The following is a 15,122-nucleotide window of genomic DNA, read 5'->3' as shown; positions in this document are numbered from 1 at the left end:
TTTTGCTCTGGGTTTGGTTTCGTCACCATCCAGTATACCAAACCGAGGTCGTGCTGTATCCCCTGGTTGAGCGTCCCTGTCCGCCCTTAAACCCGCGCCACGGGAGAGGGGCTTTTTGTTTCGCTGGTTTATCCAAAGTTTCGCGATGCTCCCAATTAATTCTCTTGCTTGTTTACATTCAGTAGGAGAGCAAGCTCTAGAGCAGGGAAACCATAGCTAGCATAAACGAGGCCACGTCAAGCGATGTGGCCTCGTTTATTTTTATGTCAAATTGAAAGGTATTATTCACCGTTGGCCAAAATCACGCTTGGCTCAGCGTCGGGAAGGCTAGGCGGGGCAATTGGCAGCGTCCAATAGAAGCGCGAACCTTTGCCAACCGTGCTATCAGCCCACATGCGGCCACCATGGGCCTCGATAATTGCTTTCGTCAGATACAAGCCCAAGCCAACGCCCTGCGTTTCGCGGGCCAAACGATTATCGACCCGATAAAATGGCATAAACAATTTTGGCAATTCTTCTTGGGCAATGCCGATGCCTTCATCGGTCACATAACTCAGCACATGGCCATTCTCCGGCCAGCCGCCTAGGCGAATCACGCCACCTGCTGGTGAGTATTTAATCGCATTCGAGATCAAGTTGGAAAGCACCATGCGAATGCGCTCTTGATCGGCATAGACATGCGGGAGTTTTGGCTCGAAACGGAGTTGAAACTCAAAACGTTGATCAACCGTTGAGGCAAACGCCGCTACCACATCAGCCGCCAATTCGCTCAAATCAAACGGCGCAGGATGCAAACGCAAACCGCCAGCTTGCATGCGCGAAACTTCCAGCAAATCGCCAATCAAGCGTGCCAAACGATCAGCTTCTTCTTCGATGCCGGTCAGCATTTCGGTTTTCGTGGCTTTGTTGAGCTTCACATCGGTGCGGCTGAGTGTGCTCGCGTAGCCTTTGATAATCGCAACTGGCGTTTTTAGCTCATGCGACATCACCGAAATAAAGGTTGATTGCTGCTGCTCGTCGCGTTTTTGCTTGGTAATATCGCGAATATTGGCAATTGCGCCACCAAAACGGCCATTGGTTTCGCGGACCACGCTATACGAGGAGCCAACATAAATCTCATGGCCATCGCGATGGGTCACCCAGCCCTCGACCGAAGGATGATCGTTATCGGGGAAGAGTTGCAGCGGGCAGGCGGTCAAGCAAATATTAACCCCTTGCTGGTTGTGAATCGCCAAGACTTCGGCGCATGGCCGACCCAAGGCTTCCTCACGCGACCAACCGGTGAGACGCTCCATGGCAGCATTGAAGCGCGTAATTCGCCAACGGGTGTCGAGCATCATCATGCCATCGGCGCTGGCCTCGATAATTGCATCAAGTCGACCACGTTCGGCAATCGCCTCGGCATAAAGCTGCGAATTATTAACCGCAATTGCCGCAAAATCAACAAACGCGCTCAGCAATTGGCGATCATCGGCAGTAAAGCCTACGTTGAGCGCAGCCCGCAACACCAACATCATGCCCAATTGTTGGTCGCCAGTGACCATTGGCAAGGCCACAACTTGGCGCAACGGCACGTTTAACGCGGTTGCCAGCTTGCTCAATTCATCAGACATCTGGCTTGATTGCGGGCCTTCACTTTGCAAAACATGCAAAATTTCATCGAAGGCCGACCACAAACTGGGCGTAAGGCCATAGGCGGCGCGAATTTCCAGCCGTTGATTGGGATTATACAAGGCGATCAAGCCATAATTTCCCGCCAACAACTCTACTGCTTGGGCAATCACCAAATTGAGCAACGGCTCAGCATCAAGCTGGGCAGCCATTGCCCGCATCAAACGCAAAAGATAATCGCGTTGGCGTAATCGCAGATCCTGAGGCTCTAACATGGCTCTAACGCTCCATAGACGTTGTTCTAACACTGCCAGAGTATTATACAAACAGTTACGAAATTGATTGATGCAGACGAAATCGACATCAAAAAACAAAAGCTGTATTGCAAGGAGAATACCACAATGGCAACTATCAATCGTTGGTCACCAGTCGAAGAAGCCCTGAGCTTGCGCGATGCAATGAGCCGTTTGTTTGAAGAAAGCTTTGTTGCCCCATCAGCAGCAACTCGCACTGGTTTGAGCGTCGATATGAATGTTTTGGAAAATGCCAATAGCTATATTATCGAAGCTGCCGTGCCAGGCCTCAAAGCAGAAGATCTTGATATTACGTTGCAAGAAAATGTTTTGACCATCAGCGGTGAAATTCGCAACCAAAAATTGAGCGAAGGCACGACCGCCCATCGCACCGAGCGCCGCTATGGCCGCTTCAGCCGCTCAATCACCTTGCCAATGTTGGTCAAGGGCGACCAAATCAACGCTACCTTGGAGCATGGCATCTTGCGGCTCGACGTTCCTAAGGCCGAAGAAGTCAAACCACGCAAAATTAGCGTCCAAGTTGGCGGAGCAAAAGAACTAGAAGTGAACAAGTAAACCCTAAACCAGCAAAAGCCCTGTGCGAGAACTTCGCACAGGGCTTTTTTGCATCTACTTCGAGGCCCAAGGCAGATAAATGCGATGAGTTGCGCCAGCAGATGTGGTTGCAGTTGGCGTGTAGCTTGGCGTAATCGTAATCGTGCCAACGGGAATTGTCGCGGTTGGCGTGTTGGTTTCGGTTGGCACAGCTGTCGTCGGCACTGCCGTGGTTGGCACTGCTGTCGTTGGCACTGCCGTGGTTGGATTAGGAACCGTGGCCGTTGGCGTGTTGGTCGCTGGCTCGGTCGTTACAGGATCAGGCGTAGTGCTTGGCGTGGCCGTGTCGGTTGCAGTTGGTACAACCTCGGTCGCCGTTGCGGTATTGGTCGGCGTATCGGTGGCAGTTGGCACAACCTCAGTTGCCGTTGCCGTATTCGTCGGCGTGTTGGTTGCGGTGTTCGTCGGTGTGTTACTTGGCGTATTGGTTGCGGTGTTCGTCGGCGTGTTGGTTGGATTGCCAACCGTTGCGGTTGGGGTCGCTTGGCCACTGCCGGGCACAAGATTCGCATTGGTCGTCAGATAGATCTGATCTAACCGAAAACCATCTTCGCGCATCCAAAGATTCAAGGTATGCACGCCTGCACTAGGAATATTAATTGTTGAAACAGGGCCATCGGTTGTATCGCGGAACCACTGCCAGCCACTAAAGATTGGCAACGACATCTTATCTGATGTGCTTGATTGCTGGCCATTTAAGCCAACGTGCACCGAATTATCGCCACCACTATCGGCCCAAGCCCGCAACCAAACATAGTAGGTGCCAGGCGTGGTGAACTTGATTCGATAATCAAGCTGGGGAGCGCGAGTTGTATAGTTGGTATCCGAAAGCGTGCCCGTATTTGGCAGCACAGCTAAATACCCAGTGCCATTGAAGCCAGTTCGATCAACATCGTTGCGGGCTTGCCATGCCCACTGGCCACGGGCAAGATTGCCATGCAGTTGCTCGGAATCGAAACTGACTTGACCATTGGTTTCGAGGTGGGCATTTTCGTCAGCAGCCATGCCTGGGTTGTAAATTTCGGTCGTATTGGCTTGGCTAAAGCCGGAAACCGTGCCCCCACCAGCAATATAAATCCGTCCGCCGTTAATCACTGGGAAGATGCCATGACGTGCGGTTGGCATTGGCGTGCCAAGTCGCCAGCGGTTGAGAATCGGATTATAAATATCAACCCGATCATACACATTGCCTGTCACTGCGCCAGCACCATCAAGCGTTTCGCCGCCAAAAATATAGAACTCACCATCATAATAGACGGCCTTGCCCATGCCGCCACGAGCTTGAGGCAATGGTGCAATCAGCGAGTCGGTCATGCTTGAGCGCCATGAATTGGTCGCAGGATCGTAGATTTGGACAGTATCAAAGCCGTTGGCAACATTATTACCATCGCCGCTACCCGGCCCGCGCCCACCAAAAACATACAATTTGCTACCGTCGGTAGCCGAAGCTGCATGATTGCGGCCTCGCGGCATCGGCGCAACTTCAGTCCAGCTATTGGCCAGCGGATCGTAGCGCGCCACGCGGGTGGTCGTGCTGCCATTAACAATCCCGCCAGCAACATAGACATAGCCGTTGATCACCGCCGAGGAGCTTGCCCCAGCAGCAAACGGCATATCAGCACCCATAGCCCAAGTATTATTGGCTGGATTATAAATTTGGACCTTGCCATCGCTATTGTTGTCGAGGCCGCCAAACAAATAGAACTTGCCATTGATCACTTCGGCAGCGTGATGGTTGCCGCGCAATGCGCGTTGGGCCAAGGTCGTGGTTGAGCTATAGGTGCCGGTTGTCAGGTTGTAGCGCAAAGTTGCGGCGTTGCCTTGACCAACCACATACATTTTATTGCCAATGATGCCTGTCGCAACCTCGCCGAGTGGAACCGGCATATTAGCGTTGGTTTCCCATGAATCGGGCAATGTACCAATCCATGTGGTATCTGTTTGGCCGTAGCCACCGCCAGTCGTCACCACCAATTTGTTATCCCAAACATCGGCAACTGGGGTTTTGCGATAGGCTGGCAATGAAACCAACTTCATCCAAACATCGCTTTTGGGGTCGTACATCAGCACGTCGGCAGAAGCAAGCCCGCTGGTACCGCCGTTGATCGAGCCACCGATGACCAATAAGCGCCCGCGATAGCCAAACGTTGACGATGAGGTGTGGCCTTTGGCAATCGGCATATCGGCCACCCGCGTCCACGTGTCGGTCGCTGGATCATAACGATCAACCTCGGTCTGATTGGCTGATTCTTCGGCCTTGCCATGTTGGCCACCGACCGCGTAAATTTTGCCATCGACCACGCCAGCAGCGGTGTGGTTGCGGGGGTTTGGCATGGGCGCGCGCGTAACCCAAGTTGGGTTGGCGAGGCTCAAATCGAGCATATAGTGATCGCCAAAATCAGTATCATCAAAAACCCCAGCGGTACGCACTGCGCCGCCGAAGAAATAGATTTTACGATTAACGATCGATGCGCCAGCACCACCACGGGCAATTGGCAGATCGATGCCACGCGTCCACGTATTGGTCAGCGTGTTCAACTTCCAAACGTGGTTGGTGCTCCCGCCGGGGTTGTTGCCCAAATAACCACCAAGCACATAAATATTGGTGCCATCGGCAACGACTGGGGCATGGCTAATAGCTTCAGGAATACTGGCGATGCGTTGCCACGTATTACTGGCCAAATCATACACATCGACCAAATTCGTGGCATCAATTTGGGTACAGCAACTAATAAAGCCACCGATCACATACAACTTACCATTAACAAAGACCCCTTGCGATTCAAAGCGTGGTTGGGGTACTTTTGCACCATCTTGCCAACTGAACATAGTTGTGGTGGCGCTGGTGGCGACAGCCTGTGGTTGGGCAGTTTGGGCCTTGGCCTGCGATTGAACCAAGAACCCCGTCAACAGCAAGGTCAGCAGCAGCAGGCCGCTGAGGCAGCGGGCCAGCAACTCCCTTGAACGAGCGAAAAAGACCATAGAAACAAATCCTCCGCGAAGCTTTAACAACGACAATCGCTAGTAGAATAAAAAAAGGACAACGGGCTAAACACAATAAAGCTCAGGCAAGATCGCCCGTGATCTGGCCTGATCATCTCATGGCAGCGATAATACCACGCTTTAGGCTTGATCCCCATAGTACTTTGGGCGTGGTTCGACAGGACTTTGGCCATTAATCAATCCAACGAACGGTTAATGATGGGGGATATTAAGCGCAAAAGTGTCAAGACTTACGTTGGGTGAGGGGTCTAAAATAGCGCGTTAGATTGATTACAACGTGGCTAGTACCCCAAAAGTCCTAGGTATTACTATTTACAAATTCCTCTAGACACCCTGTCTATCCTATGCTAAGATGAGCCACCACAATTCGTCCAAAGCACAACGTTGGGTCTGTACCATGAAGAGGAGCGCTCCATCGGCAATCCAAAGGAGCAAATGGCATGCAATTTGATCGAGCGGGTAAACGTGCCAGCAAACTGATCAATGATTATCAACTCACCGACGAGGAGATACACCAAATTATCGCCTCGGCGCGGATCAACCTTGCCACCTTCGACCCGGACTACAAAACCAACGTCACGCAACTTGCTCACGAGTTGAGCAAAAGTCGGCCAACGATATATGGCTGGGCGGATCGTGCGATAGTTGCCACAATTGATTCGCTGCGGAATATCCGAACGGGGCGACCGCCGAAAGAAGCCCGTAGCCGCTTAAAACGGCTTCGCGCGCGACCAACGGCACGATTACGGCGACGATCCTCGGATTCTTCATTCTCGTAGTTCGAAGGAGAGCACACCTCCATGAGCAAGACACTGCGTGATGTGCTAAACCAATTTCGCACACTGGAAAACGTAGAACTCGCTGCGGTTGCAGGAACCGACGGCCTGTTAATTGAAAGCTCGGCCCGTTCTGGGGTTGATGTTGACGCGATCTGCGCGGTAGCATCGAATGGCTTGGCCATGGCCGAAGCGCTTGGTCGCGAAATCAACAAAGGTGGCTCGGTGCAAACTGTGCTCGAATACGATCAAGGCTTGATCCTACTCGAACCAGTCAGCAGCGATGCCATGCTGGTCGTGCTAACCAGTTCGCGCGAACTGTTAGGCAAGTTACGCTATATGGCCCAAGCCCACCGCGCCCACTTAGATGCAGCGCTCGCCGCTATCTAAGCTGCTAACAGGCTATTTTTGGTAAAATACCCAAGAAAGCATGTTATATTGGAACGTCCTGTGCTATAATGAGCCGTAATCGCTCGTCTTTGCTTGGAAAATACTTCGCACTCCAGACCATGGATAGGTGGCACGTATGGATCCACAACTAGCAAGTTTAATTGTTCCGCCAGAGGAAGTCGCCCATATTGACGAATGTTTAGCGCGCCTTGTGGAAGACACTGGCGGTAACTATGCGTTGCTGCTCGACAAAAGTGGCCAGGTAATTGCCGCGTCGGGTGATGGCAATCGCCAAGATACCACGGCCTTGGGCGCGTTGATCGCCGGATCGTTCGCCTCATCTCAACAGATCGCGAAGCTCTTGCGTGAGAAGGATTTCCGCATGCTCTTGCAACAAGGCGTGCGCGAAAATCTCTTTATCGCCTTGATCGATGACCAATGGATTCTGACCATTATTTTCAATAAGGGTACCCACATTGGGCTGGTGAAGGTCTTGACCAAAAAGGCGACCGAAGAACTCGCCTCCGTCTTGGAGCGCGTGCGGAAGCAACACAAATCGCGAGATGAAGTGTTGGGGAGCAATTTCCGTACTTCCATGGAAGATACGATTGATTTGCTTTTCCGCGACTAGCTCGCTTCGGCTTAGCTAGTCGGTTGCTGTCTGGGGTTTTTTAGCATACGCTTCAGACTATGTTTTGAGAGGACCTATGGCGATTATCAACGTAGGGGTTCGCGAAATTCACTGTAAAATTGTCTATTATGGCCCCGGTATGTGTGGCAAAACGACCAATTTGCAGTATATTCACAGCCAAGTACCCCGCGAAGCAAAAGGCGATCTATTGTCGATTGCAACCGAGACCGAACGCACGCTCTTTTTTGATTTTCTACCGCTCGACCTCGGCAAGGTGCGCGGTTTTTCAACCCGTTTCCATCTGTATACGGTTCCCGGCCAGATTTTGTACGAACGCACCCGCGTCGCCGTGCTCAATGGGGCCGATGGGGTGGTATTCGTCGCCGACTCACAACGCGATAAGCTCCAAGAAGATATCAAAAGCTTGCAAGAGTTAGCCCGTAATATCACACGCCAAAACAAAAAGTTCAGCGAATTCCCTATCGTATTGCAATATAATAAACGCGATATGCCCGGCGCATTGCCAACCCCCGTCATGGATAAATATTTAAATCCATTGGGCTGGCAACGCTATGAAGCCGTCGCAACCACTGGCGTAGGCGTGTTTGATACGCTCAAAGCCATTAGTAAACTGGTCATTAGCAAACTCTAAACCATGTCTCAACTGGCAGCTTCGTCTGCCAGTTATTGTCCGTAGGGTCACCGTATGGCACTTGAAGGTAATCTGCGAGATCTAAGTATCGCCGACCTGATTCAACTCGTTGATTTGAGTAAAAAAACAGGCGCAACTCATATTCAAGCGCTGCAAGGCGATGAATCGGTTGAGGGCTACCTGTATTTTCGTGATGGCCGGATTACTGGGGCAACGCTTGGCAATTTGGAGCCGCTTGAGGCTGCCCTGACTTTCTTCACCTTCCACGAGGGTCAGTTTCGCTTCTATGAGCAAACCCCACCACCGCCAACAATTACTTCATCCAACGAGATGATCATTATGGAAGGCATCGATCGCCAGGATCGCTGGGCCGAAATTGAAAAGTATGTGCCCAATACCAATGTGGTGCTGCGCTTGGTCCAAAATCCCGATACTGGTTCGCGAGATATTAATCTCGCTGCCGATGAGTGGCGCGTGCTGACGATGATCAATGGCAAAAATAGCGTTGCCTTGATCGCCGAACGCACTGGTTTAGGCTGGTTTCGCTCGTGCGAAATTGTGGTTAATTTGCTGCGCAATGGCTTGATCGAGAAAAAAGAGGTCAATCTGGCTGAATCGTTGTTTCCTCAATTCGAGGAGATGGCCCGTGGAGCCTTAGGCAATTCAGCTAGCGTCTTGCTTTCTGAGGCCTATCGCCGCGTTGGCATCGAGCCAACCGCCAATAACGCCACCAACGAGCAAGTTCATGCAGCGATCTCTGCCTTCGAGGAGTCGATTCGGCTCTTGGTTGGCCGTCCAAACGCTGGCCAATTGGCCGATAAGTTGCGCGAACGAGCAGTGCGCATCCTTGGCAGCCGCTAAGCATTCTTTTCCAAGCAAAACGCCCAGCAATTGCTGGGCGTTGTTTCTTTTTAGCTGCTCAAACTAGCAAGCCAATCGCTGAGCGGCGGCGTGAGTTGGCTATCTTCGAGCAAAAAGGCATCGTGGCCTTTGGTGCTGTGAAAGGGATAATGCACAACGCTGCGGCCCGCTGCCTGTGCCGCTTGCCGAATAATTTCGCCATCACGCTCAGGGTAGAGCCAATCGCTGCTCCACGTCGCCACAAAAAACTGGGCTTGGGTGTTAGCAAAAGCTGCATCCAACCCACCAGGTTGTTGGCTCAAATCAAAATAATCCATTGCGCGCGAAATCACTAAGTAGCTATTGGCATCAAAGCGTTGCACAAACGAGCGCCCTTGATAATCGAGATAGCTTTCAATCGCAAATTCTGGCTGATGGCTCCATTGAGGTGCAGCGCCATGTTGCCAGCGCCGATCAAATTTTTCTTCCAAGGCTTCGGCACTGAGATAGCTAATATGGCCGATGCGCCGCGCCGTTGCCAAGCCATTAACTGGGCCAGCAGTGCCATAATAATCGCCAGCCCGCCAAGCGGGATCGCTGACAATCGCTTGTCTGCCAGCAGCACTCAAGGCCATGGCCATCGCCGATGAGCGTGCTGTAGTGGCCAAGGCAATCACACCACGGACGCGATCGCCCCAGCTTGCCGCCCATTCGAGGGCCTGCATGCCACCAAGCGAACCACCAGCAACTGCCAGCAAGCGCTCAATGCCGAGCGCATCAAGCAAACGCACTTGGGCTGCAACCATATCGCCAATCGTCAAAACTGGAAAACGACTGCCCCAGTGGGTGTCGGTGTGCGGATGCAACGACGATGGCCCAGTTGAGCCACCGCAACCACCTAAAATATTCGAGCAAATCACAAAATAGCGTTCAGTATCAAAGGCGCGGCCTGGGCCAATAAACGGCTCGCACCAGCCAGCTTTGCTATCGTGAACACTATAACGGCCAGCGGCATGGGCATCGCCCGAAAGCGCATGGCACAGCAAAATCACATTTGAACGATCGGCATTCAGCGTGCCATAGGTTTCGTAGCTGAGCTGCCACGGCGCAGGAATCAAAGCGCCGCTCGCAGTGCGAAACGGCTCAGTGAAGACATGCACGTGGGGCGTTACAAAACCAACCGACCGTCCCCAAGCAGGTTGGGTAACGGTCGGTACATCGCCCAAGGTGATGGTATCGGTCATAGCCGCGTACCTCCTTGGCGCAAGCGGGCGGTTTGTTCGTGATAGTACCCAATGATCGCATCGACCATGCTTGAACCGCACTCAACTGCATCCGCTGGTAAATCGCGGACGGCAGCCCCCAAATCAGCACAGCTAGCAGCCAATTCGGCAAGCATTCCACTAACATCAGCCATGGTGCTGGACGCAGGGGGCGTTGCTCCAGCTCGCTGCGGCACGGCGCGGAGTTGTGCCACAGCCCAGCGATTGTGGGCTACCAATTGTTCAACTAACGGGGCTGGATTTGCCGCTTTGGCCTGAGCAAGCACTGTCGTAACAAACTCGCCATGAGCCGAGCGTAAAGGTTTGAGTAAATCATGATTATGCGACATCGGGAACTCCTTGGTCTGTGGATGCTCAGCAGTTGTTGAGCATCCACCCGTACATATTTCGGTTAGGGTCGCAACTCCCTGGCATGCAGCAGTTCGACACACTCTCACTGCTGGCTGATGCGATTAAGCAAGGGCTTGTTCCAAATCGGCGAGAATATCGTCGATGGCTTCGGTGCCCACTGACAAGCGGACGTAATCGGCGGTCACCCCAGTTGCCAAGCGTTCTTCGTCGGTCAATTGTTGGTGCGTCGTGGTAGCTGGGTGAATCGCCAACGACTTCGAATCGCCAATGTTGGCCAAGTGCGAGAACAATTGCAGCTTGTCGATAAAGCGGCGGCCAGCTTCCAAACCACCTTTGACCCCGAAGCCAATCAAGGCTCCAGCACCCTTGGGCAGGTATTTTTGGGCCAATTCGTATGATGGGTGGCCGGGCAAACCTGGGTAGTTGACCCATTCGACATTCTTATGTTCGCTCAAGAACTTGGCCACAGCCGCCGTGTTTTGGACGTGGCGTTCCAAGCGCAGGTGCAGGGTTTCCAAGCCTTGCAACAACAAGAACGAGTTGAATGGGCTGAGACATGCGCCCAAGTCGCGCAGCAATTGCACCCGAGCCTTGAGAATAAAGGCCGGCGCGCCCAAATCGGCAAAACGCAAGCCGTGATACGATTGATCAGGCGTAGTGTATTGGGTAAAGCGTCCGCTGGCAGCCCAATCGAACTTGCCTGCATCAACAATCACCCCGCCAATCGTCGTGCCGTGGCCACCGATAAATTTGGTTGCCGAGTGGACTACAATGTCTGCGCCGTGCTCGATTGGCCGCAACAAGAATGGGGTTGCAGCAGTGTTATCAACAATCAATGGCACGCCAACTTCATGGGCAATTTTGGCAATCTTTTCAAAATCGGGAATTTGCAACTTTGGATTACCAATGCTTTCCAAGTAGAAGGCTTTGGTGCGATCGTCAACCGCAGCGCGGAAGTTTTCTGGGTCAGTTGCATCGACGAAACGGGTTTCTACGCCCCAACGTGGCAAGGTGTGGTGCAACAAGTTGTAGGTGCCACCATACAAGTTGGTTGCTGAAACAATGTTATCGCCAGCTTCAGCCACATTTAAAATGGCGAAGGTTTCTGCTGCTTGGCCCGAAGCCACTGCCAAAGCGCCAATCCCACCTTCGAGCAAAGCGATGCGTTGCTCAAACACATCGTTGGTTGGGTTCATAATCCGGCTGTAGATATTGCCAGGTTCGGCCAACGAAAACAGCGCCGCAGCATGCTCGGTATCGCGAAAGGCATACGAGGTGGTCTGGTAAATTGGCACAGCCCGCGAACCAGTGGTTGGATCTGGCTTTTGACCACCGTGGAGCGCTAAGGTTTCGAATCGGGTGAATTGCACTTCGTCTGCCATGATCAGGACTCCTTGTAGATAATCTTCAATGCTACGGTTGTTCCGATTCGCGCCATTGCGACCCCAGGCGACACCGCCTATGAACAAAAAAACCTCTCATCAGTTGATGAGAGGCTGTTAGTAACCATCGAAAGATAGGTTTGTGCGCCGCCCCTCATCTCCCAGAATGATTCTGTCGGAATTAGCACCAGGCCGAACATTGCTGCTCGCGGTTGCCGGGGTTTCATAGGGCCGATCCCTCCACCCCTCTGGATGAGTTACGCAAGTGATATTTATTTGTATGCGCTATTTATAACATAGTTAAACAGAATTGTCAAGAATCAATTTCAAGTTACTTAACAATCTCGCTCAACAATCAAAAACCGCCACTATAAGATTAATCTAGTAGCGGTTTTTGGGCTTTCTAATCGTCTATTCCCAGCGAAAGAGTTTGGCTGCCGAGCCAAGGCTTACGACAGTCAATAGCGCCAACACGGCTAAACTTGGCCAAATATTAAAACTCAATCCAAGCCAATTTGCTTCGAGCAACTGCACCAAATGGCGGGCTGGAACCCATGCGCCAAGCTGTTGCAACAGGCCTGATTTGCCAGTATTGCTCGAAACCAGCACCACTGCCATCGCCCCAAACACCAAAATGCTAATCACTTGAATGCTGCGGGTGTTGCGAATGCGGCTGCCAAGCAAGGCTCCCAGCGCCGAAAAGGCAATCGCTCCCGCCAGAAAGCTGATAGCTAAGCCAAACCAATTAGCAGGCAAGGGCAATTTTAAAACAACAATGCTGAGAATCAACACCACCAGCCCACCCAAAAGCACCAACAACAAGCCAACCAAGGCCTGCGCCAATAAGTAGCGCATTGGCGAGATGGGGGTGATTTGTAAGCGCCGCAACATGCCACGCTCACGATAATTAACCAAGCTCATTGGAAAGGCCATAATGCCAAAAATCATTGGGCCAAAGGCCAACATCATCAGAGCATTGGCGGTTTGGCTCGGGCCAGAGGGCATTTGCAAGCCCAAAATCAAGGCCATCAAGGCCGGAAAAAAGACAATAAAGCCAAGGTTGGTCAGATCACGCCCCATCAAGCGTAATTCAGTACGTACAATTTGCCAAAAAGCGTGCATACTTCCTCCTGAATAGGTGCAATGGTTGATTGGTTGCGTTACCCACAAGCTCGCTTAGCAAGACTTGGTTTTCACCAAGAATTGCTGATCACCACCCTTCCGTCCCGCCTCAAGGCGGGAAACGCAGGGGGCTTTAATCCCCCTGCACCCCCTCAAGGACAATCAGGGAAAGACTCACATCCACTGATAAACGAGAAGTTTGCTGGTGCGAAGAGGTCGCGAAAAACATAGTATGTATGCATCCAAAAACCATTACACATAAACGCAATTAATGGGCGGGCTGGCCGATTAAGCGTAAAAAGACATCTTCAAAGGTCACTCGTTCTGGGTGGGGCAGCTCGCGGCTCGGCACTGGCTGCTGGCGCAAATCGTGTTGATAGGCCGCAATCATGCGATCTGGCGTATCGAGCGCAATCACCGTGCCTTGATCGATCACGGCAATGCGGTCGCATAACCGCTCAACTTCTTCCATAAAGTGGGTTACGAGCACCACGGTTTTGCCACGTTTGCGTACATCTTGAATCAAGTTCCAGGTGATGCGCCGCGCTTGGGGATCGAGGCCAGTGGTCAATTCATCGAGAAACACAATTTCTGGGTCGTGAATCAGGCTGAGGGCGATAAATAAGCGCTGTTTTTGGCCACCAGAAAGATTGGCAAAGGCGGTTTTGGCTTGCTCAGCCAAGCCCCATTCTTCGAGCACTTTTTTCCAAGGCCGCGCTTGCGGATAAAATGAGCCAAATAATTGCAAGGCTTCAGCAACTGTCAGCCGATCAGGCAGGGTTGCTTGTTGCAGTTGCACGCCAATTTTGCTGCGAATATACTGGCCATGCTGCTGCAAATCGCGGCCCAGAATTTGAATCGTGCCAGACGTGGCGGGGCGGAGGCCAATAATGCATTCCACCGATGAGGTTTTGCCCGCCCCGTTGGGGCCAACGATGCCAAAAATCTCGCCAGCCTCGACACTAAATGACACATCTTTGACTGCTTTATGCTTGCCATAGTGTTTTTGTAGCTGTTCGACGACCAATACTGGAGCCATAGCTTCCTCCTTGAATGTGGGTTTTTGCTGGCTCCATTAAACAATTTAGCCTCCCGCAAAACGAGAGGCTCAGCGATACCAAAAGCGATACAAGTTCTAGCGTGGCTCTAAAATCAAGGGCACGCTGATTGGCTCAGCAGGCAGCTCAGCAAGCAGCACGCGATACAACAGATACAGCAATTGCAGCTCTTGCATAATGCTCAGGCCCAAGCGATTTTGCACCAAATGCAGATAATTGGGCACAAACAGCAAGCCAGTTAATGGATATTGGGCCACAACTGTTGGCAATTGGGCCTGATAGCGGCCAAAATGCTCAATCACGCTCGATTGTAAGTGCTGATTAGCTTCAGCAGCTTGCAAATCGGCAAAATGGTTGTGCAAATGCGTGCGCCAATCGGCGAATAATGGATAATTATTATTACGCCGTAAACTGCCCAAACGCTGACGAATTGCCGGAGCTTGACGCTCAAAATGCTGCTCCAAGCCACGCAAAAATGCCGCCCGATCACCAACCACCTGAGCAATCCAATAATCGAGGTAGCTGCGCACAATCAAGGCTTGCACGGCGGGATCAGGGCTAAATTGCTCGAGCAGATCGTGCACTAATTCGAGCACCCAAAACGAGCGTGCCACGCCGCTCCCAGTGCTAGACTGCAAGACCCGCAGGCAAATGGTGCTGGAATAGGCAAAATGTTGCTCGGCCAAGGCCATGCCCAACTTGCCAGCATATTTGGCATACTCTGGCTCGTAGGTCAAATCACGCAGATAGCCCGCCGCATAGAGTTCATCAATTGCTTGCGGCGCATGCTGCAAACCAACGGTCGCGGCGTGATTTTGGAAAAAGCGCAATAACTCGGCATCGAGCAAGGGATCGATCGTGGCTGCGCGGTTTTCGGGCGGGCTTTGGTAGCGCAAACGCACATGGTAGCCGCCCTCGCCGTAGCGAATAAAAAACCAGCGATCGATATGCGGGCGCAAGCTGCCTTGCTCGCCAAAAGTGCGTTCCCAATCGATCAGCATTTGGTCGCAGACCTGACGCAAATCGGGCTTGGTTGGAGTTGGGGTGTTTGGTGGCTGTAAAAATACTTGGCGATAGTGCCATTGGCTTGAATTCTGCATCGGATTCCCCTTTTC

14 protein-coding genes and 1 riboswitch are annotated in these 15,122 nt (G+C 52.1%); of the genes, 6 read left to right on the top strand and 8 right to left on the bottom strand.

Annotation, left to right across the window (positions count from 1 at the left end):
* Positions 1–281 precede the first annotated feature (281 nt).
* Complete coding sequence (locus JOD20_RS19020; protein WP_204756786.1) at positions 282–1,886, bottom strand: ATP-binding protein; 1,605 nt, start codon at positions 1,884–1,886, stop codon at positions 282–284.
* A 126-nt stretch (positions 1,887–2,012) separates the two neighbouring features.
* Here JOD20_RS19020 and JOD20_RS19015 point away from each other — a divergent pair, with 126 nt between their 5' ends.
* Positions 2,013–2,480: an Hsp20/alpha crystallin family protein gene (locus tag JOD20_RS19015; RefSeq protein WP_204756785.1), complete on the top strand. Its 468-nt coding sequence runs from the start codon at positions 2,013–2,015 to the stop codon at positions 2,478–2,480.
* Between the two features lie 54 nt (positions 2,481–2,534).
* Here JOD20_RS19015 and JOD20_RS19010 read toward each other — a convergent pair whose 3' ends face one another.
* Positions 2,535–5,501, bottom strand: coding sequence for a Kelch repeat-containing protein (locus JOD20_RS19010; RefSeq protein WP_204756784.1), 2,967 nt, complete (start codon positions 5,499–5,501; stop codon positions 2,535–2,537).
* A gap of 461 nt (positions 5,502–5,962) precedes the next feature.
* Here JOD20_RS19010 and JOD20_RS19005 point away from each other — a divergent pair, with 461 nt between their 5' ends.
* The 5 genes from JOD20_RS19005 to JOD20_RS18985 all read left to right on the top strand — a co-directional run bounded on the left by JOD20_RS19005 (position 5,963) and on the right by JOD20_RS18985 (position 8,832).
* Positions 5,963–6,301: a hypothetical protein gene (locus tag JOD20_RS19005; RefSeq protein ID WP_054532964.1), complete on the top strand. Its 339-nt coding sequence runs from the start codon at positions 5,963–5,965 to the stop codon at positions 6,299–6,301.
* A 21-nt stretch (positions 6,302–6,322) separates the two neighbouring features.
* Positions 6,323–6,688 (top strand): roadblock/LC7 domain-containing protein, encoded by a 366-nt coding sequence (locus JOD20_RS19000; RefSeq protein WP_054532965.1) that lies wholly within the window; start codon positions 6,323–6,325, stop codon positions 6,686–6,688.
* Positions 6,689–6,824: 136 nt separating this feature from the next.
* On the top strand, positions 6,825–7,319 hold the full coding sequence (locus tag JOD20_RS18995) for a roadblock/LC7 domain-containing protein (RefSeq protein WP_054532966.1): 495 nt from the start codon (positions 6,825–6,827) through the stop codon (positions 7,317–7,319).
* Positions 7,320–7,395: 76 nt separating this feature from the next.
* The gene (locus JOD20_RS18990) at positions 7,396–7,971 is read left to right on the top strand and encodes a GTP-binding protein (protein ID WP_012188486.1); all 576 of its coding nucleotides are present in this window, start codon (positions 7,396–7,398) and stop codon (positions 7,969–7,971) included.
* Positions 7,972–8,025: 54 nt separating this feature from the next.
* Entirely contained in the window at positions 8,026–8,832 is an 807-nt protein-coding gene (locus tag JOD20_RS18985; protein WP_054532967.1) for a DUF4388 domain-containing protein, read from the top strand.
* Between the two features lie 50 nt (positions 8,833–8,882).
* Here the strand turns inward: JOD20_RS18985 and metX are convergent, their stop codons facing one another.
* The 6 genes from metX to JOD20_RS18955 form a co-directional block, all read right to left on the bottom strand.
* On the bottom strand, positions 8,883–10,055 hold the full coding sequence (metX, locus tag JOD20_RS18980) for a homoserine O-acetyltransferase MetX (RefSeq protein WP_204756783.1): 1,173 nt from the start codon (positions 10,053–10,055) through the stop codon (positions 8,883–8,885).
* A complete protein-coding gene (locus tag JOD20_RS18975) occupies positions 10,052–10,423 on the bottom strand; it encodes a hypothetical protein (protein ID WP_110515328.1) in 372 nt (123 codons plus the stop codon). The genes metX and JOD20_RS18975 overlap by 4 nt, the downstream gene beginning before the upstream one ends.
* Before the next feature lie 123 nt (positions 10,424–10,546).
* The gene (locus JOD20_RS18970) at positions 10,547–11,827 is read right to left on the bottom strand and encodes a homocysteine synthase (protein ID WP_204756782.1); all 1,281 of its coding nucleotides are present in this window, start codon (positions 11,825–11,827) and stop codon (positions 10,547–10,549) included.
* A gap of 151 nt (positions 11,828–11,978) precedes the next feature.
* Positions 11,979–12,086, bottom strand: a riboswitch (SAM riboswitch).
* 152 nt (positions 12,087–12,238) lie between these two features.
* Entirely contained in the window at positions 12,239–12,949 is a 711-nt protein-coding gene (locus JOD20_RS18965; RefSeq protein ID WP_204756781.1) for an ABC transporter permease, read from the bottom strand.
* A gap of 268 nt (positions 12,950–13,217) precedes the next feature.
* A complete protein-coding gene (locus tag JOD20_RS18960; protein WP_204756780.1) occupies positions 13,218–13,988 on the bottom strand; it encodes an ABC transporter ATP-binding protein in 771 nt (256 codons plus the stop codon).
* A 96-nt stretch (positions 13,989–14,084) separates the two neighbouring features.
* A complete protein-coding gene (locus tag JOD20_RS18955) occupies positions 14,085–15,107 on the bottom strand; it encodes a thiopeptide-type bacteriocin biosynthesis protein (protein WP_204756779.1) in 1,023 nt (340 codons plus the stop codon).
* Between the last annotated feature and the right edge of the window lie 15 nt (positions 15,108–15,122).

This window comes from Herpetosiphon giganteus, from assembly GCF_016907925.1.
Classification (GTDB): Bacteria; Chloroflexota; Chloroflexia; order Chloroflexales; family Herpetosiphonaceae; genus Herpetosiphon; species Herpetosiphon giganteus.
This window is presented reverse-complemented; position numbering and strand designations above follow the sequence as displayed.